We start from the raw sequence: 22,740 nt of genomic DNA, 5'->3' as shown, positions 1-22,740 counted from the left end.
TAATTCCAGGGCAAACAATCTCATTTTGTCGCGCCCTACACAAAGTCCGCCCCTATTCAGGCTTTGCGTAAGGCTTTCTAGCGAACGAGCAATCCGGCATTATCCATATTGCCACGTCATAACCCCCAATGCAGTAGATATACAGGAATTATAACAGGGGTCACGTAGTAGGGCAACGGCTTTGGAGCAGACAGCAAAGCTTAGAAGATCCATATGTACGATTTATTTTAAACCGAAAGAAAAAGAGAGAATTTCTTCTCTCTTTCCATTTTAGTAAGACAACCAACCATACGTTCGATAATCATGAGGTACTGGACGATAAAATTCTTCAAGAAGCATGTTCTGTTTGAATTGTTTTCGAAAGCTTCTTTGGGTGAGTCTTCGAATGTCCTTAACCTCATTATTATAGTAATGCTTGGTTTTTCTGTGATTCGATATTCATTTAATTTCTTGATTCTCGGGTCGAAATCTCTTTTAATTCTCTTCCATGTATCCAGGTTCTTGCCTAGCTGTTGCAATTCCCATGCTTGCATTTCGTCGTTATCATTGAACAATAAGATCCCCGGCACGCACTTTAGATTTACCTAGAATTAGGTATGAGTAGTAACGTACCTAGAGGTCTACAACATATGGAGGTATCAAAACGATTAACCTCACTTTCATTATGAATTGGTACTATCTTACAACAAATTAATAGGATTGAAAATATTTACACAAAAAGAAGCCACCTCCCTGGCCTTCCCCAGTTCAGTAGCTCCTTTTTCACACCCCTATTCTAACCCCTGCATTCAACTACTCCTTCACAGCTCCAACCACGATCCCGGTTACAAAATAACGTTGCAGGAACGGGTACACGAGCAGGATCGGCAGCGCGCTGATAAAGATCTGCGAAGCCCGAATGGTCCGTTGGGACAGGTTCGCAACTGCTTCCGGATCAAGCTTCGACATGTCGGCCTGCACGATGATCGTCTGCATGAATGTCGCGAGTGGCAGCTTTTCCGCATCACGGATGTAGATAATCCCGTCAAAATATGCGTTCCAATGTCCGACCATCATGAAGAGCGAAACCGTTGCAATAACGGGTACGGAGACGGGTAGATAGATTTTGATAAACGTCTGCAAATGCCCTGCTCCATCGATAAATGCAGCTTCCTCCAAATCTTTGGGAACGGTACGGAAGAAATTCAGCAACAGAATGATGTTGAACACCGCAACCAATCCCGGCAGAATCAAGGCCAGCAATGTGTTCATCAGTCCCAGCTTCAGAATCAGGATGTACCCCGGAATGAGGCCACCGCTGAACAGCATCGTGATGACAAAATACCACAGATAGATGTTACGTGCGCGGAACACCCGCGTCTCCTTGGAGAGTGCATAGGCTGCGATCGTATTGACGATTAACGCAAGTCCTGTTCCCAGTACTGTCCGCTCCACGGAAACCCATAGGGAGGAGAGGAAGTTGGTATTTGCAAATGTCTTGACATACGCCTCCAGTGTAAATCCAATCGGCCAGAACGTTACGAGACCAGCATTCGCAGGTGCGGATGCGCTAAGTGATACCATGAGTAAGTGATACAAAGGCAGCAAGCAGAGCAGTGAAAGGATGGTCAGTAACACATTGTTGAATATGCTGAATATGCGGTAAGGCATCGTTTTATGATACATGGGTTCGTCATCCTTTCTAGAAAATTCGGTATCCGGCGAATCGGTAAGCCAGTCGGTACGAGATCACAATCAGGATCAGGCTGATGACCGATTTGAACAGATTCACAGCGGTAGCGAAACTGAACTGCCCACTTAACAGACCTTCTCTATACACAAACGTATCGATAATATCACCTTGTTGATAAATTAACGGGCTATATAAGTTAAAGATCTGGTCAAAGTTGGCGTTAAGCACATTTCCCAGTGCCAGGGTTGCGATTACGATCCCGATGGGAATAAGTGCCGGGATGGTAATATACATCGTTTGCTTCCAACGTCCTGCTCCATCCACTTCAGCCGCCTCATATAATGAAGGGTTAATGCCGGACAGTGCCGCGAGGAAGATGATCGTGTTGAATCCAAACTCTTTCCAGACATCACTCGCGATAATCGTGAATCGGAACCAGCTGCCATCCCCCAGGAAGAAAATCGGCTTGATGCCGAATACCGAAACCAGGAACTGATTGACAATACCCGTCTGGGCCAGAATGTCGATCAGGATGCCTGATAACGTAACCCAGGACAGAAAGTGAGGAAGATACACGAGCGTCTGAATTGTTCTTTTCAGCGCCATCTTCCGTACTTCGTTGAGCAATAAGGCGAAGACAAACGGAATGATCAGGTTCATGACAATCTTGAAACAGGCAAAGAACAACGTGTTCCACGTAATTTGCAGGAAATAATCATTTTCCCACATATACCTGAAGTGTTTCAGTCCTACCCATTCGGAATTGAAAAATCCCAGTGCAGGTTTATAATCTTGAAATGCCATCAAAATTCCGGACATCGGAATGTATGAAAATATAAAGACCATAATGGCCGCCGGCAACACCATAAAGTGCAGAATCCATGGCTGTTTGTAGCGTTTTTTTCTCTTTTTATCCAGCTTGTTCCCAACGTTTGCCTGCGGGATCCGCTTACCCTCCAATTTAGCCTCCATAGCGCTTCTCCTGTTCCCAAAAAAAGTTTTTGTGTGTGATCGGGTTCTCTGATATAAATAGTATCAAGCCATTCTGAGGTCTGCTATATAACATTGTTAGGCTTGATAGTATTTTGTTAGGAATCTATAAGTTGAACTAAAGATGATTCACACGGACACTCCGATGACAGAATAACCTTCCAATCGCTGTTATCCCCAGATTTTTCTAATACCCTTTTCTCAAGGGGAAAATCCGGTGATAAATGCGAACGCTTCGCTTTCTCTGGTTTTTTCTGTCCTCTCCGTTTCTGTGTAAATAATTAGTTCAACCTATATAGTCTGAACACGAATTTGAAGGAGACTTTTCATGCATATATGGAAGCGCTTAATGCCTTTTCAAGGTAAAAACAGATCCCCATTCAGTCTTTTTGCCAAAATAAACTTGTTAATTGTGGTCTTGTTCATCCCCATTCTAATCATGTACACCTACTCGAATAACGTCACCTATGATGTCGTCAGCAAAGAACTGCAGATCTCCAACACAAAACAGCTCACGTTTCTGTCCAGTCAGATCGACTCCCGAATCAATCAGATGATGGATTTCAGCCTAATTCTCTCCCGAGACCCCAATGTCAGAGCATTCAACGGCCTTAACATGTGGGATGATCGATATGACCGGATGCAGACCCGTTATGTGATACAAGAGAAGATGATGCTGCAAACCGGCGTTACAGATATATGGCCTACCCGATATGCGGTGCATTCACAGCAGAATAAGGATGTCATCGCCAACTACAACCAAACGACAGGATATGATGAGGAGTATCTGAAAAAAAATATGAGTGGACGATGGACCTATGGGGATCAGGGTGCCGCATCACAGGACGAACTGAACTCCTTCTATTGGTTCTATACCGATTCCTTGGCACAGCCGGGGATGCTCACGGGAAGTAATCTGGTGATTGAAGCCAGCTTCAGCTACGAGAACATTCAAAATATGCTGGATACGTATAAAGCGGGTGGACAAGGCGATCCTTTCTTGTATCACAAAGGAAATTCACCCATTCTGAATCGCAGCGCGGACAAGCAGTTATCCGCAGAACTCATTCAGTATCTGGACACGCACTCTCCGGAAGATACTACACAGGATGTCGTGAAGCTGAACGGGAAGAACTATCTGGTTAGTTCCGTGAAGTCCACCTACCTAGATTGGCATCTGGTGGATGTGATCCCGCTGTATCAGATTTTGAAACCCATCTCGCTTAGTCAGAATCTGTTCTACACCTGTATGATATTGCTGCTGGTAGTGGGCATCTCGGCGTCAATCCTGCTGTACCGGAATGTTCAACATCCGATCAAAAAGCTGATCAAAGGCTTACGCCGTGTAGAGCAAGGGGATTATTCTGTCCGACTGTATAGCAAAAACCAGAATGAGTTCTCATTCCTGTTCCGCCGATTCAATGATATGTCCCATCAGATTCAGGATCTGATCGAGAATGTGTTCCATGAGAAAATTAGAGCCAAGGAAGCTACGCTGAAGCAATTGCAGGCGCAGATCAATCCGCATTTCCTATATAATTGTCTAGGTTATATCATCAACATGGCCCAGATGAAGGACGAGAAAGCTGTGGTCTCCATGGCGCATAACCTGAGTGCATATTATCGCTATACCACCCGTATGGAACGGGAGACATCATCGCTTCAGGAAGAGATCCAGTTGCTCATCAACTATCTGGATATCCAGAAGCTGCGCAATGGTCGGATTGAATATCACATCGATATCCCTGAGGATATGCTTGCCCAGTCGGTGCCACGATTAATGCTTCAACCGATGGTCGAGAATTCTGTCATCCATGGTGTAGCGAAGTCCTACTCTTCCGGGGAGATTCGAATTACCGGGGAGCGCTTGAACGGTTTTGGCAGAATATACATCGATGACGACGGCCCCGGCCTCAGCCCAGAACAGTACGAAGCACTCAACTTGAAGATGCAAGAACCATTACAGGAAGAAATGGGCTGCGGCCTCTGGAATACGAACCAACGCATCATGCACCTGTTCGGCAGCCATTCCTACCTCCTATTCGGCCCATCCCCACTTGGGGGATTCCGAACCGAGCTTATCTGGGAGTTACCGAAAGAGGACGCCGATTCCGATAAAGGAAATACCGATACAAATTAATATCGATACTAACGATAAGTTGACATTTGATTTTGAACGAACCATTTACACGTGAACGCAGAGGACAGAAAAAACCTGTAAAAGCGAAGTTCGGAAGTGTTCCCCTGGAAACCAATCTCGAAAGAATGCTGCATCGGAGCATACGCTTCGCTTTTGTTGCAAATTCAATCTTTATATAAGGCTTTGTTTTAAAATATAGGGTTAGACTTTGTGTGAACCAAAGTGAAGGATTGAAGGGATTCTGGAGAAGCAAAGCGTTCGCCTTTCAAGCATCATTTTAACCATCGAACATCTAATTCAGAAAATGGGGCTTGAACAGCGATCGAAAGAACCCTTCAAATCCGTAGCGACCTCGTCCACAAGAAGCATCCATTGATTTTAACTTTTAAGACTTATATACCACCAAGGAGACAAACACCATGCAAATGATGATCGTAGACGATGAAGCACACTGGGTCGATAACCTGTCCATGACCAAGCCCTGGCACACGCTGGGGATCGAACATGTGCATAAAGCATACTCGGCACACGAAGCACTACAAATGATCGACACTCACCCCATCGATATCGTGATCTCAGACATTCAGATGCCTGAAATGACAGGTATTGAACTGATCGAACGCATCCGCATCCGGGACAAAAAGATAAAGTGTATCCTGTTATCCGGGTATTCCGAATTTGATTACGCCAAAAAAGCTATCCAGTTCGAAGCCGTAGACTATCTGCTCAAACCCCCGACAGACGAGGAATTAATGGGCGCTGTGCAGAAAGCCATCGATCAATTGAACAATGAATGGGAAATTGTCAGTTCACTGACACGAACGCAGTTTACGTTGCGAGAGAATCTCCCCCATTTGCGGGGACGACTACTCCTAGGAGCTTTGCAGGGACAGCGAATCGCCGCTGCGGAATGGGAGCGGAAACTCGCCAATTACGATCTGCCCTTTCATACCGGAGAAGCCGCATTAATGCTGGTACGGTTAGAAGAAGAATTCGGACACTATGACAGCAATGATCAGACCCTGATCGAATATGCGATCATCAATATGGCGGAAGAGATTATGGGTGAGTTTATGGAAGTGTGGGGCGTGAAGGAGGAGCACGGATATCTGGTGTTTTTGCTTCAGTTTAAAGATCGGAAGGGCGATATTGGTAAAGAAACCATTCTGGAGAAGCTGTCCATTCAGCTTCAATCCAAAGTAAAACAATTTCTCAAAGGCTCCCTCTCCATCGTTATCACCGAGTGGTTCACCTTTCCGGACCAGCTTTACGATCGTTTCCGTCAGGCTTCTTCCTATTTCCGGCAGATCGTCGGCGACGAACGCGAATTTGTCATGCGTGTCAGCGATGTCGAGACACCTGCGGCGCAAGGTCCCTTGGACGTACTGTACACTCCCCCCACCTTCATTAGTTTGCTAGAGAGCGGACAGTGGGATGCCGCCGAAGAGAAAATCCTCGCGGTCTGCGCTGAGCTTGATGAGAAATGGTCGGAATCATGGGAGCATTGCATGGAGGCTGGTTTTCTCATTACGGCTTCGTTCACTAACATCGCCCACCGGAACAAGCTGACTCTGACCACTTTAATGGGCAATGATGTCGAGGGTTTGCAAAGTGGGGAAGTTTTCGCTACCATCAGCAAATTGCGGAGATGGTCGCTCAGTGTGCTGGGCAAACTCAAGGAAGGCACGTCCAACGAGATCAAGGACATTCGTTCCGAGTATGTGAAGAAGATTCAGGATTTTACAGATAAGAACCTGCATCTGGATGTATCTTTACGTGTACTGGCCGACCATGTCAATCTGCACCCGACCCATTTGTCCAAGATCTATAAGATCGAAACGGGTGAAGGCATCAGTGATTATATCTCGCGCCTGCGTATGGATCGGGCCTGCCACAAGCTGGTCACGACCACCAAAAAAGTGTATGAAATCAGCATGGAAATTGGTTATATGGACCCGGCTTATTTTATCAAAGTGTTCAAGCGCCAATTTGGCGTTACTCCGCAGGAGTACAGAGACCAGCATAAATAACATGACTGAAAACCGATCTTTTGGAACATTCACTAATAGAGTCCTATCAAAACTAAAAAACTCATATAGATGCACTCCCGCACAAATTGGTACAGTTACACTGTAAAGATCATACACCGTAGGGGGATTGAACAATGATCAAATTCAAAAAAACATGGTGGTCACTGCTCATGGTTATCGCGCTCATCACGATCACTGCGTGCGGCAGTGGCGAGACAGCCAGTGACAATGGGAATAATACGCCGGGAACTGTCGGCTCAGCTGAAGCAGAAGCTGCTTTTGCTAAAGGAAAATATGATCCACCCATCGAGTTCAGTTCGGTATTAATGCCGAAGAAATACGTGCAAGGAGATACCAAAGAAAATAACGTGCACGATCGCTGGATGCTCGAAACGCTGGGTATGAAGCATAAAGATACTTGGTATCCGGCCAATGACGATCAATACAGACAAAAGCTGCAACTGGCTATCGCCTCTGGCGAAAAGCTGCCTGATTTTGTATCCGTACCCACCAATGCGGTACTGACTAATCAGCTGATCGACTCCGGTCAATTCATCGCCATCGATGAGTTGTTCGACAAGTACGCGAGTAAGACCCTGAAAGATCACGCAGCAGCACATCCTGAGCTATGGTATCCGTTCACCAAGGACGGCAAGAAATACAACATGCCGATCATGGAGTACACCGATAACGACGATACATTGCTCTGGCTCCGCGAGGACTGGATGGAGAAGCTGAACCTGGAAGCTCCGAAAACCATTGCAGACCTTGAGAACATCATGGACAAATTCAAGAACGAGAACCCGGACGGTCTGTCTCCAGACAAAGTGTTCCCGCTGGCGATCTCGCTGAAAAATAACACCAACACCTGGATGGGTCAGCTCGACTGGTTGTTCGGTGCATACGGCACAATCGAGGAGCAATGGAACAAAGATGCAAACGGCAATCTCGAGTACGGCTCCGTTAACCCGGGTGCCAAACAAGCCCTTGCCAAGCTGGCTGAATGGATGGATAAAGGTTATATCCACGCTGACTCCGCTCTGTGGGACGAAGGCAAATCCGCTGAAAGCTGGACAGCGGGCAAAGCGGGCATTCTGCCCGGCGCAAACTGGGTACCGGACTGGCCTGCACCTGACCTGCTGAAGAACGTACCTGGTTCAAAGTATAAAGCTTATCCTGTACCAGCTGGCCCAGACGGCAAGATCGGTACGAAGTGGCAGAACTCTGGTGTCAACGCAAGTATCATGATCAACAAGGATGCGAAGCATCCAGAAGCCATCTTCCTGTACTACAACTATTTGCTCGATAACCTGGCTAACCCGAAAGCGGGCAGTGAGTATGAATACGGCTTCGCCAAAGGTTACGACTGGGATATCATTGACGGACAACCGACCAGTGACAAAGAGAAGATTAAAGACTTCTCCAACGAATTCCCATTCCTGACCGGCCCAGCACGTATCCCGGATCTGTACATGAAAACACTCGTGAAGCTGGCCAACGGCGAGAAGCCTGAAACACCTTACGAGAAACAAATGGCCGAATTCCGCAAACCGGAAAACTGGTATGCAGGTAAAGTCGTTATGTCCCAGATCGACATCCGTAAACAAAACTATTTCACTGGCGCTGCAACGCCAACAATGGTATCCAAATGGAATCTGCTCCGCCAATCCGAGATGGAAACCTTCAACAAAATCATCTACGGCAAACTGCCAGTTGATGCCTTTGACCAATTCGTCGCCAATTGGAAATCCAATGGCGGTGATCAGATCACGCAAGAAGTGAATGAATGGTTTAAGTCGGTAAGTGCGAAGTAAGGTTCTGATGTTGTGAAAAGTAAAGCATTAAAACCCGAGCCGAAGCGGTTATTCACGCTTCGGCTCGGGTTTTTAAGTGAAGATCAGGGTCGCTCCCCCATGACATATGGATTCGCGTTAGTGGATCAAGCCTTCGTATTGCCCTCCTCCGGCATCGACACGCCAAGCAAGGATACTGTGAGCTGAATTCCGTCTCTTAGCCCTTGCATGTATAACCTCTCATTCTCTATTCCTTTACTGACAATGTATCGGCTCTCCCACTCAGCATATTCAGGTGTCTGCTCGATATCCTTGCCAGCAAACAATCCTTCGAACGCTTCGTCCTTTTCCTCACGTACACGACTCAATTCAGGGTCATGCTCGATTCGGGCAGATACTTCATCTAGCCTTGCCTGAATCGCTTGTTGCAACCACGGCGGAAAATCCATTGTTTCTCCTCCCCTACGAATTATGTACTCTCACTCATCATCGTATCACTCGGTCATGTCTCGCCTTCATTTCACTAACTCGTGCCACCAGTTCGTCCACCCTTCTGCTCTGTTCCTGAACCTCAGAATTGTCCCACAACGGAATCGCTTGCTTCAAGGATGCCTCTCCAAGCTGATTAAGCTTGCGCCTTTCCTCTTCCAATAAGTCAAGCAACCGGCTCATACATCCACCTCTTTGATGGGTCTAAACTGCACCATGTCTTGTTAATGCTAGACGTGAGCAGTCATTTTTAATGCGATTATCGGTTTATTTTATTTTAATTCGATATCCGCATTAAAACAACCATTATTTCTCATACAATTTGGTTGAAATGAGGGGTGTACATAATGAAGCATAGACAAGAACCACCTGGCGATAAAAATATTATCGGCTCCCGAGTCGTAGTCATCCGTAAAAGTAAAGGCATCAAACAACGAGAATTCCTCGCCAGATTGCAAACATTGGGTTTGGATATCAGTCAAACCAGTCTTTCACGTTTAGAGGGTCAATATCGTCTTGTTCAAGACTATGAAGTGGTAATGATTGCGAAAGCTTTAGAGGTTTCTGTGGGTTATTTATTGGGGGAAGAAGGCGAGTAATACTTCAACTATTTAAGAATAAAACTAATCAACATACGAAGAAAAATAAACCTAGAAAAAAACTGGCGGAACAAAACTTGTTTAGAATTTGTTCTGCCAGTTTTTAAAGTTTTTTCGTAAAATGTGTTGAGTAGACCGCTACTATATCATTCTATCTAAATACTACACCGGAAAAAAATCTCCATCAGTAATGCAATAATGACCGAAGAAACTCTCCACTTCTTTACCGTACTTACTTTCTGGTTCTTTCACCGAGAAGTAAGTAAACGCAGATGAATAGCCTGGTTCAAGATTTGGAGAGATGCAGCCCATTGAAAATGAAAATAAAAGTGCCCTAACTTGATCATTTCGAACAAAGTGCTTGGAATTAAAATTGGAAGCTATAAGTTTACACATAAGCCTGTAACAAATCTCTGATGCTTGGTCTGGGTCATCAATATACAAAAGGAAATCCTTTTCATCCATTAATCTCTCTACTGACAATGCTATAAACCCTGGATATGAATGGTTCAAAATTTGTTGTTCTGCTTTTACAATATTGTTATAAATCGAACTTTTGCCTGACAGTCTTTTAGCCGCTACAGAATAAATCATTCCATTTTTTTCGACCAAGAAATCAGGCTCTTGAATTATTAGGCTATACCCGGCTAACTCAAGATGCGCAGCAAAAGAAAGTTGAAACTGTATGTCTCTTGCTGTTCTATTCTTATCCATTGAGTTAAGTAAATTGCCAGACATTATCTTACGTACATCATTAATTGCTTCAGACATTAATTTGTTTGAAGAGTATATCAACTTTAACTCACAATAATCCCTGTATCCTTCCAGTAATTCGGGTAAATTAAAACTTTCTGATTCTTCATCTCCTATAATAACTTTGTTATAGAATTCCTCGAAATTTTTTCTGAAATAGAAAAACGACAAGAAGGATGAACTGAAATACCGTTCTTCACCAATCCTATAAATATTCTGTCCATATTTTTTAAACATTGTTCTGCTGAAGACTCTGCACCGAAAGAAAATGGATTCATTTTACCCACCTTATAAGAAATATGTTTCTACCTAGCTCTAGAGTATTCTAACTGACTTAGCAATTGGAGAAAGAATGAAATTTTCATCCAGTTGATATATAGTTTCTTCGCTTGAAACTAGCTCATTTAATTGATTCAACATGTAGTAATAAAGTTGTTCTGCAGTTTGGTACATTTTGATGTGAGGCTTGTATGCATTACGCTTTTTATTATACCTCCATGTTGGAAAACCCTTCGTCATTATCAAACTTTTTAGTGTAAGAAAGTCAATTATAGGTACGTGTCTTGTTTCATCACCTTGCGTGAAATATAAACCTTGATATCCATTGAAATAAACATGATTCATTAATATAAATGGTGCGATTTTTTTTCCCCTCAAGCTAATTTTTGTTTTAACCTCTATAAGACTCCTTTTTTCGGGATCATTTAAAACGTTTAGTCGCTCCACAATTTGTGTAAAAGCTTTTTTATATACCTTTGATTCAAAACAATCGCTAGCTTCAATGATACTTTCTGGTTTAATCATTGCTTTTGCCTCAAAGATAAATACATAATCATCTAGAACAAACAATCCGTCAATTTCTGGTATTCCATTCTTTTCATCTCTGGAAACCTTAGCATACTCCAAATTCATACTTTCTAAAAATTGTTCTATCTGGTTTTCGAAAAATATTCCTTTTTTAGTCTTAATATTCACTGTATCAACGCTTGAAAGTATTTTATCAATACTTCTTTCTATTGTAGTATTCTCAAAATGAGATGGTACGATGAAATAGCACTCTTCTTTTCGAATCAGTGGCTTATAGTTCATAAGTGTTGAAGCTTCGCTTAAATTTTCTAAATTTATTGATAATAGATGTAGTAACTCTGGATGTTTGATATAAGACATTTCAAGCAATTCTTTTTCTTCTAAAACAAGAACTGAGCATTGTTGCCCTTCGTTAGCTTTTTTCAGAAGTGTATAATTTATCTTTAGTAGACTTTTATAACTTTCAATAAGCTCTTTTATTTTGAAACCCTTATTCTTGTACTCAAACACGTTGTCATGGTCTCCATACATTGGTTCTAGATATTTATATGCTTGGTAGAGATCAACTTCAACATTAAAATCTATTTGGTTATTGTTATCAAGGTAGATTAATTCAGAGTTAAACACCCTTAATGAGCCACTAGCTTTTAACAAAAATAATTCTTCTTCATCTGAAAGTTCTTGAGAAAATAGTGAACAATTCAAATCTCTGTAAATCTCAAATTCTCTCCAAAATGGTATGTAATATTCCGTAAGATATGCTTTTTCAATCCTATTATCATAGTAGTCAAAATTTTCAACAATATTAACTTCTGTAATTTCCAATAGTATTGAAAGAATTTTTTCTTGAGTAGCCTTTTTTCGAGAAATCAGTCTAAACAATTCTCTTAGAGTTTCTTCTGAGCATAGACTGCTATCTAAGGAGACTGGAGAAACCTTATTTGTACGAATTAGTTCAACTATCTCATTAGAGCAACTAAGAATATGTTCGAAGTGAGCTTCAACCTCATCTTCACTTCGGAAAGTCCCACTCAACGGCTCATTATGAACATAAATACGATATTTTAAAAATTCTAAGTAATTGAAAATTAATTCTACACTAATGCTTTCTTCAGTTGAACTTATTAATTGAGTAATCTTTTCATCATAAGCTTTCTTTCTTAATAGAAGATAATTTAAAAAATATAAATCTTTCTTGATTTTTGTATCACTCTCATTTTCTATAACTATAACAGAAATAATCGATTGAATTTCAGATGGTTCCAGTGCGAAAATAAGGCCAGAATGTAAAAATAATCTATGAAAATAGAAACCTTTTTTTTGATATCTTTCTTTTATAAATTCTACAGCTTTATGATAGGAATTTTTTTGTAATTTATTAAAATCTGATTTAAGTTTTTTCGCTTCAATCATATTATAGATCCTCAAGGAATCACCTCCGATGAGTATATTTTTTGATTTTCCTGAATAGCCATTCATGACTTTGCTACGTAATATTAGAACAACTTAAGTTTATCTAAGCGACGTTGAACAGTTACTATTATCCACACTAAACTAGCCCGCGTACGCTGCGAGCTAGTTTATGCTCCATTAACTGAAAGAAATATCTCATTACTTTAAATGCTTAATAATATCATCTATTTCTTTGATTAATACATCTTTTTCTACACCACGATCTTTAATAAACGAGGTCATCAGTCCCCATTCACGGATCTTATCAATCCATTCCAAGATATTGTCTCTCGGGTACCCTTTTTCCTGAAGTAAATAGAATATATAGGACAGCTCATTACTGATACTTGTGTTGAATACAGCTGGATCATCAGAGTTAACCGATATCACAAGTCCTTTGCCTGTTTGATTTTCATGCTCCAACCCTTGTACATTTAAGTTTTGAATAGGATGATTGAACAACCTCTCAATACCTGAAATCGCAAGATTAGATGTAGGATTCGTCTCCACAACAATACCTTTAATATTTAGTTTATTACGTACAAATGCTTGCAAATTTTCTAATAAAATAACTTCATGGTCGCCTACTGTAATCTGAATTACCTCATACATTCGCTCTAGATAACATTTGCAGTGATTGGCATGAATCAACTTTGACTCGTTCCACATTGCATGAATACCTGTAGGTTGCTTACAAAAGTGATTTATCGGCATCTCGATATCATTACGCCACTTTCCTGTCCGGTTTGTCTCAGTCACGCACATATCATAAATGTAGCTTTCATCTGTTTCAAAAGGCTGAAATCTACCTTGATATGCCTTCCATAAAGTGAATAGGGTGATCCCTTCAATGTTGTGGTATATCTTCTCGGCCTGCAACATAATTTCCCGTTCAATTCCTAATAAATCCAATTCCAAATTGTACTTTTTTTCCATAAAGGCTTGACCCCACAACCAAAGGAGATTCTCCATATATTCTATTCGGGGTAAAACAACAACAGGATTTTCTTCACACCAACATTTCACATCAAGTCCTACAGCAATACCATGTCCTATTCGATCTCCGACATGAAAGTTAAATTGTTCAATTACTTCGTCTATATGACGCAACCCTGATAATAGGTGCCTAAACTCCTCACCTACATGATAGGTAAACCCGAGAGTTTGGATTCGTTCTTCACGTCCAAGTAGCATCAGTTTGCTGTTGTGACTATCTCTTGCATGACGATAGATGGGTGCAAATACCCACGGCTCTGTATTGTTCTCCACACTTGCAGCATCCAAGCCCACAATATATCTGGAAAGCCCAGGGACTTTCTCACGTAAAGCATTAATTGCCTCTACAGTCTCCATGTACTTCTTTTGAAGGCGACCATAGAAGTAATTATCGTTCTGTAAATGCTTACGGTCTGAATCCTTGTACCAGCACTTCTCATAAAATGATTCATCCCGAGCTTTGATTAAATGATAAACGATTCCAATCTGTGGGAAATCCGGATAATGCACCTTAGGATCTTCTAGGATACTTTTATAGGTCTGAAAAAAAACACTTAAGTTTCTTCTAAGATCATTCTTGATATCATGGGCATTATTCTTGGAAGATGGGGTTACTCTTATTTCAAGCTTCTTCAAATTATTATTGTAGACTTGGTTGCGAATCGCATGCTCGAGCATATTAGAATTAGATGAAGCTCTAGAAAAAAAATGCCTGAAATAATCAAGGCCTTCCATGTAATTAGATTGCGTTACACCTTGATAAACCATGTTTTTAATTCGTAAATATTGCCAGAATAGCTTTGAAAAATAACTGTCTCTTGAACCAAGATTATTCTGGTATTTTATATAACTCAAAGATTTCAACAAAAATATATTTTCATCCGTTGTATGAAGCTCCTTAAGTCCTGCCATTGCTTTGATGATTTCCACAGATTGCGTTTCACTATTCCCTTCAAGAAATAAGAAGTCATGAAGCAAAAATTTGTGTATTTTTTTGTAGTTATATTTTGCAGGCTTATTTTTTCGAAGGATAAACCACTCCAATAAATGACTTAAATCTTTACCAGATTGAAGATCCAAATCAGAAATGAATTCTTCATTTAACCATACTTCCAAATATTCATCAAGTTTTCTGTTTTCTTCACTCATGAGGTATTTAAAGAGCAATACTCGAATTAAACCACATATCTTAAGGGAATCTTCAAGATATGGATCATCTACTTGATTCCAGAAAGATCCGAGCTTCACAAGGCTCTCCTCACGATTCATATTCATTAGTTCTTGCCAGATTATATTAAAGTTAATACCGGCACTAATATGGATATGAGTCTCCGCTAAGCCGCGTTCCATTACTTTATCTAACTGCATATCCCCTAAATTAATAAGCCAGTAATAACCGTTAAGATATGAAGGATGGTTCATATCATTGTTTAATAAATGCAACACTACCAATATATCGATACAGAACATTCTTGAGAATGTATTCCAGACTTCTATCTTTTTAACTCCCTCAAAAGCCCCAAACAACAATTCATCATTGGCATTCTTCCAGTACTTTAGCGAGATTTTTCCATTACGGTGTGTGATAAAGGAACCTGTAAGTTTGTTTAGATGTTCTAAATAAATGTAATCTTCTGAATCAGCTTCAATGAAACTCTTAAGTGGATAGTATTGTTCAAAGAGCAGGTTAAGAGTATCCAGACTTTTGATGTGTTGCTTACCAACTAATGCTTCCTGAATTATTTTCTTAATATCTTCATATTTTTTGTACTTACTATCCCGACCTTCCTGCTTTCCAATTTGGATAAGTCCCTCAAACAAGGCTTCCTTAGCAAAAAGGAACTCTGTAAATGGCAAGGTAGCCATTTTGGAGACTAACCCTGTAAAATGCTTAATCATATCGTCTCACCATTCTCAATTTTTTGATGATACAAATAGGCTAAGGCATATATAGTTTGCTCCAGAGCAAGATCGTTTAGTCTTTCTTGGGCTTCATTTTTAACTCGATGAATCTCCTTACTCGTCTCAGACATTTCTTCCTTTCTGCTCAAATTCTTAGCCAATGATTTTAATTCAATTACAACATATGAGTCCATCTCATCTGTCTTTAACTCCAGATTATCCAAATATATTTTCATTCGTTTTTCTATTTCATCAAATTCAGCTTTATTTACTAACCCTGATACTAAAAGCTTTCTTTGCACATTTCTTAACTCCGCCTTTAAAGATTCAGCAGGAATCTTGGTAATCAATTGATTAATTTTTTGAATTTGGATCTCATTAATAGAATATTGATCTTGTAGTTTATCCAATTCTGTTAATAACTCATTCCTGTAGGTATAAATTGAATTAAGAGCATTCGGGCTATCCAACTTATATTTGAGACTATTACAGATTGTCTCTTTAATAATATGTTGCTGTTCTTCTAACTCCCCTACTAAAGAGTGCTCATTCATAAGATTATCTATATTATTCTCCTGGATCTCTTGTAACAAAAGCAAAATTTGAGAAGACTCAAGGTCATCGATCAACTCATTAATAACTACAACCATAACATTATAAAAATGAATCTTAATAAACGTGTTATAAGCATTTACAGCTCTGGTTACAGTTCCTTTAAAGAGCCCCAACTCATAATATAGCGAATAGTTATTCCCTTTCTCGATTACATCTGTTCCTTCAGCTATTTCATTGAAATCAACGTATAGTTCTCTAATTTGTCTTATTCGATTATCTTCTATCATATTTTTGTTTTCTATATTGAATATTTTATTTTGAATAGAAGATAAGTATTCCAGATGTTCCTCATTCAACTCCTTTTTATAAGAATCAAGTTCCAACTCAATAAATATACTGATTTTACCATCTTTAATGCGATTCTTTAATATTGTTTCGTTACTTCTGCTTCTTGTTTTAATGAAAAAGTCAATTTCCTCCTTTAGAAATTGTTTAAATAACTGCAGACGCTTTATTTCAATTTCTACATCCAATCTCTCAATATCTATCTCTAGAGTATCATATTTCTTGCTGACTTCTGGAGATATTCTAAAGCGATTACTTTGTATGACTTGATCGACTATTGTACCAACCTTGACAAGCTGCCCTCTTGTCTGGTTTACTTTCTCAAAATATTCATTTCTTTCTTCAATATCTACAGTTCGGCTGAAATAATAGTACAATGAATAGTCCACGAATCTAGAAGTTAATTTCTTCAATCGTCTTCTATTTATCGGAGCTGCTTCAACATCATTGTTGAGATATTTGTTATGCCTTCTTGACAACATCCTGTCTAATATTCTTACATCAAAGCTAAACTCCTTAAAATCCTCTAAAATCTTATTTTTTATATCCAGTTTATTTTTTTCAATATCATTAGAAATTAGATCATAATTATTCAACCAAAGCGGGTCATCAGAAAACCTAGTACCATGGTCACTAAATTTATTCGTGATAATTTCAAGATATTTCTTTGTATAAAGACGTTTATCGTATATCTGATTCAACTGATCATTCTGAAAAATATAATTCAATTCTGAATACATGGCAAATACGTTTCTAACGTCATACGTATGTGGTATTATTCTTTGTCCATCAATAACTCCAAGGGCTAAATTTAGAGCACGACTATATTCTTTACCATCAATGAGAATTATACTTGTAGTGACAAGACTTTCAACAAAGTAAAGGAAGTGAATAATAAGAATCTTTTCTTCTTGTGAAATATTCTTGTGATTATCTATAAATTCAAATCTTAACCGTTCATGATGTATTTCGATAACTATAGGATTGCCCTTATCTGTATGACTATTTGTTAAAGTATACAAATTAAGAAGAAATTCCCGATGCTTGCGCAACGAGGCATTTGTTTCAATAATCATGGTAAACAGCTTCTTATAGTAAGCAATTAGTCGCTCAAAATCCTCAGAGAAATGACTCGTTTCATCACCTGAAAGCTTTAAATTGTTATTTACTCTATGTTTTTCTCTTGTAGAATCTTCACTAAAATGTAAATAGCTATATAAATTAATTAAACCGCGCGGTTTATCATCAAAAATATTAAAAAAAGATGGAATATTCTGGACTTTTATAGTGACGAGTTGCTCTCCTTTTACTTCCTCTGTAATATAATATTGATATGGGAGTTCTCTGTCATCTTTAAAAAAGCGTCCTATCAGTTCTTTCATGTTAAGTTTCTCAGACCTCGCATTGCCTGCATCGTTCACTGTAAAATTCATCTTTGCCCAAGAGTCCAGTTTCTGTAACATGAATCTACGAGAATAAGGCATAATTTTTTTCAAGAAATCGTACACTAATTCTTGCTGAGACTCCAACATTGTTCTTTTGTCAACAAATGTTCGATCTATGAATTGAAAACCTTGATGTTGAATAAGCATTTCACTAATCATATCTTCCTGGAACTTAGTAATATCACCTGAAATAAAGGTAACAATATTCGAATGATTCAAATACTTTAGCACTACATTCAGTACCTCGTTACAACGTTTAGGATTCAAATCCACGTCATCAAAACAAATAAAAATCAAATGTTTCCCGGTTTGCGCACCATTCAATACCAGAATCAACTCGTCAAAAAGAAGATTCAATTTAACAGTTAACTCCAATTCAGACACAAGTGCTTCTTTCCGTTCTTCTGTATAATTGGTAACTCCTGAGAAGTTCTCTTCAATAACTTTTGAGTAATCCTTCTTTCGATATATATATAACGAGAACACCTTATCCCACAGTACATCAAGCTCTGTTTTATCCTTATAGATACAGCTATTAAAGGTATCCTTATTGGAGGAAGATCTTGCTCTTCGTTGTTTTTGATAGAATCCATCAATCTCATTTCTTCTAGAATCAATAAATTTTTTAAGATTCAGCAAGATAACTCCTAGGATATCAGAAGTGTCCTCCAGCATTTCAGGAATAATCATATCCAAAAAAATATCTTTTTCATCTTTTTTCATCAGCTTATCACGCATTGTCAACAGAACAGAACTTTTTCCACTACCACGCTCTCCGAGAATACTTATAACATTATTGAAATCAAGCCTCTCCACAGGTTTAGAACTCTTCAAACGCTCAGTGGTTACTTGAACAGCAGTTGCTCTTATTTGCTCAACTTGCGTCTCAATTTCTTTCCAGTTTGGTAAAATTAGTTGCAAATTTTCATCGTTCAGAATGCGTTCTCCTATTCTGATACTTTGTCCAGCCTCTAAAATAGCTCTTTCTTCTTCTTTCATCTTAGAATCTCCTCTATACCTCGGATAAAATCAGAACTGCTTCATTGCTTAGTTTTAACCGTGCTTCTCTGTATCCCTTCAGAAAAAACTTAGACATTATGCAACAGAATATTATGTAAACAAATATCAACAGATAGTATAACCATTCACTGTTATGTAAATAAAAAAATTGCAATAATGCTGAAATAGCCAATAGGTAGGCTGTATATACCGCTAGTATTTTAAAGACATAGAACAGTGAACGGCTTAGGATAACCTTAGATAGAAGAATCATTAGACTAGATTTATGTTCCTTATTCTGGCTCTTTATATTGGCCCAACGATAGAAAATGATCCAGCGGTTTCGAAGATCTTTATGTTGCAATTGAATTTTCTGCTCGTTCCTCAACATAGCTTCAACTTTATATTGCAGTTTCTTATTTTCTTTAAATACCATTTCCATATCACTGCGAAGCTTCTTCTTTTTAACTGACTTTGCTGATAGAGATGTTAATAGCATACCTGTTGTATAACAGACGATTATTACCATCAGAAACAATAGACTTTTTTGACTCATCACCGCTTTAATGACTGGATACTCGGGACGTGAGAGCAAGACATAACGAAACGGCATCCACTCGTACAAGACGTTGAACATTTCAATTTTCACCACTGTAATAGTGGTTAACCATAAAGATGACAGCATAAAAAAACCAGGAATGAACACTCCTATGAAGTCATATAAAAATTCCTCTAGCTTCTGCATAACATTCTCCTCGACTATATTAGAATAAAAGAAAGGTTCTCAGTATTCGACTAATGCACCTACGCTAAAAAAAGTTATAGGAAGATAATCCTACAACCACATTATTCATATGCATGGCGCATTTTCATGGATACACAGATTGAAATACTGGCTATCATTAGTTTAAACACTCGATTTTGATGGGGAACTGTACCTATATTGAGAATGACTCAATCGTGTTGAAAAAGATTGTTCCTCTTCCAAAAATGATGGTGATGGTCATCCTCCCACCAATCTATAATTCTGCTTCTGCATACCAGTCTTCTTCTAGAATAACTATCTGAAATCCCTTTGCAGACCAATATTCAGATAGAATTGGAAATTATGGCATTAATATTTTTACAAGAACTAACTTAAGTGTAATGTTAATTTTCTTAACTTGACCGCTTGTTTTAATAATTCTATGTGCTCTTTATGAATTTACTTCAAAGCACTTATCCTTTCCTCCATGATGTATGGTGCATTATGTGATAGCGGATTTAGATTCTCCTTCAAGTAATTATATAGTGTGTTTTTTTCTTGAATTGTCGGCAACACAGGAGCAATTGGTAAAGATAAGGGGCCGTCTCGTTGTGCAAGTTCTTCTGGAGTAACAAAACCGAATTCATTAAAATTATATAATGCCTTATCCATTTCCTCTTGAGTTAGTTCATAAGAACCTTCTGAATCTAAAGTTACTCTATCAAATTGTAGAAGTAACAATTTTGATGGTTTTTTTTCAAACGTTTCATAGTATAGGTGAACTTTGAGAACCTCTTGCCCAGCTAACTCTTTAATAGGCTTAAATTTACTGTTTTTAGGCTTTGGTACTCTGTGCACTTTCAGATCATTACTTAAATACAACCACCTGGATCCACTCATACATACACTCCAATTAGTAATATTTTATTATTCAATTATCGAAAAGTAATATCTACATATTCAGAAGTTCGTTTTTCTTCTTTTGAAACTCTTCATCTGTAATTATGCCTAAATCCATCAATTGCTTAAACTTCAATATCTCATCGGCCACACTCTCAACTTTTTTTGCTGGCTCTTCTCTGGTTGCTGATATTAATTCATCCCATTCCATTTCTTCTCCTGATCCAATATCAATTACTTCTTTCTTGAAATTTTCCATATCATTCACAAAATCTATCTCTGAATAGTTACTAGCTACTTCAAACAACTCAGTACGTAGTCTATTCCCCATGGGCTTCATTGAAGCGTATGTCATTCCTCCTGAAATCACCCCGCCTACTAAAGGGATAGCTTTAGACAGACCCTGGGCAAAAGTTTTTTTAGTAATTTTTACTCCTATTGTGGATGCTACTTTTTTCACGATAGGATAATATATTGTCTTCGTCAAAGCTCGTTGAGGAAGTTTTTTCAATGTTTGCTGTGCCACTTTTGCAGATATTATTTTAAGTGCAGAACTCGCACCACCCACTCCAAACATTACTCCAAGGAAAATTATTAGTTCTGATTTTACTCTGTCTGAATTTATACCTTGCTCTCCCCACAAATCTTCATGACCAAATAAATATGCCAGTTCCTGGGCCAGTCTTAATGCTACTCCGAAAAATTGTAAAGTATCGGCTGGAATGGTTGCCGCCATTGCAATTCCTCCGGGAAGTCCTGTTGCAAAAGATATTCCTGTACTCTGTAATGTTCTTTTTTCGATATGACTCTTTGCTAGTTTATTGAGCAAATTTACAGAAATTCCTGCATCAACTGGCCCCTTGTCAAGAGCAGCTAGAAGTTCACCACTGCTCACTTTACTCGCTAGTATATGTGTCAAAAACTCTTGACGATTTACTTTCACTCCCGGAACTTTTAATGAATTAACTACAATTGCTTCTAGTGAACTTGTATTTTCTTGCTTCGACATTAGTAATCACTCCTGTAATTTTTCTTAATAACCATATAAATTCCTGATTTAATTCCGAACTACTTTGATATACCTGATACAGATTTTTCAAATAAGATTTTAGGAAAGTTATTTAAGGGTATCGATCTTTTATGTTCGGAATTAGCCCCCCTTATTCTAAAACTGCCACCATCCGGTCTATATATTTCAATCCATTCACTTTCTATTTGGTTTAAGTCAATGCAAGATTCAAATGTTTCAAAATCGACTATACAAACCCCTGTTTCTCCACAAACAAAAATTAGATATGTATTCATTGGGAATTGCTTAAATATTTTCGTAACCTCTATTTGGTGTTCTGGAGTAAATGTAAATCTCCAAGACTTACCCGTTTTTGCAGTATACTTAATGTACAACCCTTTATCATGGTTTAATTGATATGCATGTAATGAATTAATATTGGATATTCTGTTGATTGAAGTAAAGTTCTCATGTTCAGTGATGCCTGCTAATGCTACTCCATGATAAAAAGATCTGTTTGTAATCCTCATGTTATATTCTCCTTTGTAAGGATATAAGTAATTTCGTCACCATTTATTTGTCAATGAATTTATTTAGCTCGTTTCGAAACACACTCATGCATAGGTGTATGTAAGGTGCTTCAAAAACTTTCATGAAAACAAATAACGTGCCTTCACATACCACTTGATACTGTATTTTCCTGAACTACATACATATTAAACCATTTTGTTACATTTGCGAAGAACATTTTTTGTGCTTTAAGAACTATTTTTAGATCTTCTTGCCTAATCACCAAACAAAAAATCAGTTCTAAAATCTCAAAGAGTAGTTTCAATCTTTCATTTTTTGTATTATTCAGTTGTACGTGCAGTCCTATGAATAATCAGGTCTAGGATGTAAGACGCAGATCTGTCCCTTTTTTCCAACAGATGAATAGCCACGATATACCTCAACTAATGAATATTGAACATGTTCCAAATCTGAATGCTAATGAACCAATGTAGGAAAATTCACTTGGTAACAGTAGCACCATTGAAAATTCTCGTTTGGTTTATGCAACAAGCCAATGAATGATCTTAATAAGAGCACTGATCAATATTTCTTCGCGCTTCGACTTTT

General features: G+C 38.8%; 16 protein-coding genes. 4 read left to right on the top strand and 12 right to left on the bottom strand.

Translation table 11 applies throughout. From position 1 onward, the window contains the following. Window positions 1-792: 792 nt before the first annotated feature. The gene (locus M1D71_RS07260) at window positions 793-1,665 is read right to left on the bottom strand and encodes a carbohydrate ABC transporter permease (protein ID WP_458125872.1); all 873 of its coding nucleotides are present in this window, start codon (window positions 1,663-1,665) and stop codon (window positions 793-795) included. Window positions 1,666-1,681: 16 nt separating this feature from the next. Then, window positions 1,682-2,644: an ABC transporter permease gene (locus tag M1D71_RS07255; RefSeq protein ID WP_458125871.1), complete on the bottom strand. Its 963-nt coding sequence runs from the start codon at window positions 2,642-2,644 to the stop codon at window positions 1,682-1,684. Window positions 2,645-2,990: 346 nt separating this feature from the next. On the opposite strand from M1D71_RS07255, the gene M1D71_RS07250 reads away from it, so the two are divergent. The 3 genes from M1D71_RS07250 (at window position 2,991) to M1D71_RS07240 (ending at window position 8,646) form a co-directional block, all read left to right on the top strand. Next, window positions 2,991-4,802 carry a sensor histidine kinase gene (locus M1D71_RS07250; protein WP_458125870.1) on the top strand — a complete coding sequence of 604 codons (1,812 nt, stop codon included), beginning with the start codon at window positions 2,991-2,993 and terminating at the stop codon, window positions 4,800-4,802. A 419-nt stretch (window positions 4,803-5,221) separates the two neighbouring features. Then, window positions 5,222-6,832 (top strand): response regulator transcription factor, encoded by a 1,611-nt coding sequence (locus M1D71_RS07245; RefSeq protein ID WP_458125869.1) that lies wholly within the window; start codon window positions 5,222-5,224, stop codon window positions 6,830-6,832. A gap of 134 nt (window positions 6,833-6,966) precedes the next feature. Next, window positions 6,967-8,646: an ABC transporter substrate-binding protein gene (locus M1D71_RS07240; RefSeq protein ID WP_458125868.1), complete on the top strand. Its 1,680-nt coding sequence runs from the start codon at window positions 6,967-6,969 to the stop codon at window positions 8,644-8,646. A gap of 125 nt (window positions 8,647-8,771) precedes the next feature. Here M1D71_RS07240 and M1D71_RS07235 read toward each other — a convergent pair whose 3' ends face one another. Together M1D71_RS07235 and M1D71_RS07230 are read right to left on the bottom strand one after the other, a co-directional pair. Beyond that, a complete protein-coding gene (locus M1D71_RS07235; protein ID WP_458125867.1) occupies window positions 8,772-9,074 on the bottom strand; it encodes a hypothetical protein in 303 nt (100 codons plus the stop codon). 37 nt (window positions 9,075-9,111) lie between these two features. Then, window positions 9,112-9,297 carry an aspartyl-phosphate phosphatase Spo0E family protein gene (locus tag M1D71_RS07230; protein WP_458125866.1) on the bottom strand — a complete coding sequence of 62 codons (186 nt, stop codon included), beginning with the start codon at window positions 9,295-9,297 and terminating at the stop codon, window positions 9,112-9,114. Window positions 9,298-9,461: 164 nt separating this feature from the next. Between M1D71_RS07230 and M1D71_RS07225 the strand changes: the two genes are divergently transcribed. Beyond that, a complete protein-coding gene (locus M1D71_RS07225; RefSeq protein WP_458125865.1) occupies window positions 9,462-9,713 on the top strand; it encodes a helix-turn-helix domain-containing protein in 252 nt (83 codons plus the stop codon). A 162-nt stretch (window positions 9,714-9,875) separates the two neighbouring features. On the opposite strand, the gene M1D71_RS07220 is transcribed toward M1D71_RS07225, so the two are convergent. The 8 genes from M1D71_RS07220 to M1D71_RS07185 all read right to left on the bottom strand — a co-directional run bounded on the left by M1D71_RS07220 (window position 9,876) and on the right by M1D71_RS07185 (window position 22,151). Beyond that, window positions 9,876-10,703 (bottom strand): hypothetical protein, encoded by an 828-nt coding sequence (locus M1D71_RS07220; RefSeq protein WP_458125864.1) that lies wholly within the window; start codon window positions 10,701-10,703, stop codon window positions 9,876-9,878. A gap of 78 nt (window positions 10,704-10,781) precedes the next feature. After that, window positions 10,782-12,686, bottom strand: a complete 1,905-nt coding sequence (locus M1D71_RS07215) for a hypothetical protein (RefSeq protein WP_458125863.1) — start codon at window positions 12,684-12,686, stop codon at window positions 10,782-10,784. A 198-nt stretch (window positions 12,687-12,884) separates the two neighbouring features. Continuing rightward, on the bottom strand, window positions 12,885-15,620 hold the full coding sequence (locus tag M1D71_RS07210; protein WP_458125862.1) for a hypothetical protein: 2,736 nt from the start codon (window positions 15,618-15,620) through the stop codon (window positions 12,885-12,887). Next, entirely contained in the window at window positions 15,617-18,967 is a 3,351-nt protein-coding gene (locus M1D71_RS07205) for a hypothetical protein (protein ID WP_458125861.1), read from the bottom strand. Before M1D71_RS07205 ends, M1D71_RS07210 begins: the two co-directional genes overlap by 4 nt. 13 nt (window positions 18,968-18,980) lie before the next feature. Next, complete coding sequence (locus tag M1D71_RS07200; RefSeq protein WP_458125860.1) at window positions 18,981-19,712, bottom strand: hypothetical protein; 732 nt, start codon at window positions 19,710-19,712, stop codon at window positions 18,981-18,983. A gap of 459 nt (window positions 19,713-20,171) precedes the next feature. Continuing rightward, window positions 20,172-20,612: a hypothetical protein gene (locus M1D71_RS07195; RefSeq protein WP_458125859.1), complete on the bottom strand. Its 441-nt coding sequence runs from the start codon at window positions 20,610-20,612 to the stop codon at window positions 20,172-20,174. A gap of 52 nt (window positions 20,613-20,664) precedes the next feature. Then, a complete protein-coding gene (locus M1D71_RS07190; protein WP_458125858.1) occupies window positions 20,665-21,621 on the bottom strand; it encodes an SHOCT domain-containing protein in 957 nt (318 codons plus the stop codon). 59 nt (window positions 21,622-21,680) lie between these two features. After that, window positions 21,681-22,151: a hypothetical protein gene (locus M1D71_RS07185; RefSeq protein ID WP_458125857.1), complete on the bottom strand. Its 471-nt coding sequence runs from the start codon at window positions 22,149-22,151 to the stop codon at window positions 21,681-21,683. Window positions 22,152-22,740: the final 589 nt, after the last annotated feature.

It is taken from the genome of Paenibacillus sp. Z3-2 (assembly GCF_054161325.1).
The sequence above is the reverse complement of the archived record's forward strand: the minus strand, read 5'-3'. Positions and strand labels throughout refer to the sequence as shown.

Bases quoted from the DNA above. Each gene is read 5' to 3' on its own strand.
- M1D71_RS07260 (WP_458125872.1), bottom strand. From the start codon at position 1,665: ATGTATCATAAAACGATGCCTTACCGCATATTCAGCATATTCAACAAT.
- M1D71_RS07255 (WP_458125871.1), bottom strand. From the start codon at position 2,644: ATGGAGGCTAAATTGGAGGGTAAGCGGATCCCGCAGGCAAACGTTGGG.
- M1D71_RS07250 (WP_458125870.1), top strand. From the start codon at position 2,991: ATGCATATATGGAAGCGCTTAATGCCTTTTCAAGGTAAAAACAGATCC.
- M1D71_RS07245 (WP_458125869.1), top strand. From the start codon at position 5,222: ATGCAAATGATGATCGTAGACGATGAAGCACACTGGGTCGATAACCTG.
- M1D71_RS07240 (WP_458125868.1), top strand. From the start codon at position 6,967: ATGATCAAATTCAAAAAAACATGGTGGTCACTGCTCATGGTTATCGCG.
- M1D71_RS07235 (WP_458125867.1), bottom strand. From the start codon at position 9,074: ATGGATTTTCCGCCGTGGTTGCAACAAGCGATTCAGGCAAGGCTAGAT.
- M1D71_RS07230 (WP_458125866.1), bottom strand. From the start codon at position 9,297: ATGAGCCGGTTGCTTGACTTATTGGAAGAGGAAAGGCGCAAGCTTAAT.
- M1D71_RS07225 (WP_458125865.1), top strand. From the start codon at position 9,462: ATGAAGCATAGACAAGAACCACCTGGCGATAAAAATATTATCGGCTCC.
- M1D71_RS07220 (WP_458125864.1), bottom strand. From the start codon at position 10,703: ATGTTTAAAAAATATGGACAGAATATTTATAGGATTGGTGAAGAACGG.
- M1D71_RS07215 (WP_458125863.1), bottom strand. From the start codon at position 12,686: ATGATTGAAGCGAAAAAACTTAAATCAGATTTTAATAAATTACAAAAA.
- M1D71_RS07210 (WP_458125862.1), bottom strand. From the start codon at position 15,620: ATGATTAAGCATTTTACAGGGTTAGTCTCCAAAATGGCTACCTTGCCA.
- M1D71_RS07205 (WP_458125861.1), bottom strand. From the start codon at position 18,967: ATGAAAGAAGAAGAAAGAGCTATTTTAGAGGCTGGACAAAGTATCAGA.
- M1D71_RS07200 (WP_458125860.1), bottom strand. From the start codon at position 19,712: ATGCAGAAGCTAGAGGAATTTTTATATGACTTCATAGGAGTGTTCATT.
- M1D71_RS07195 (WP_458125859.1), bottom strand. From the start codon at position 20,612: ATGAGTGGATCCAGGTGGTTGTATTTAAGTAATGATCTGAAAGTGCAC.
- M1D71_RS07190 (WP_458125858.1), bottom strand. From the start codon at position 21,621: ATGTCGAAGCAAGAAAATACAAGTTCACTAGAAGCAATTGTAGTTAAT.
- M1D71_RS07185 (WP_458125857.1), bottom strand. From the start codon at position 22,151: ATGAGGATTACAAACAGATCTTTTTATCATGGAGTAGCATTAGCAGGC.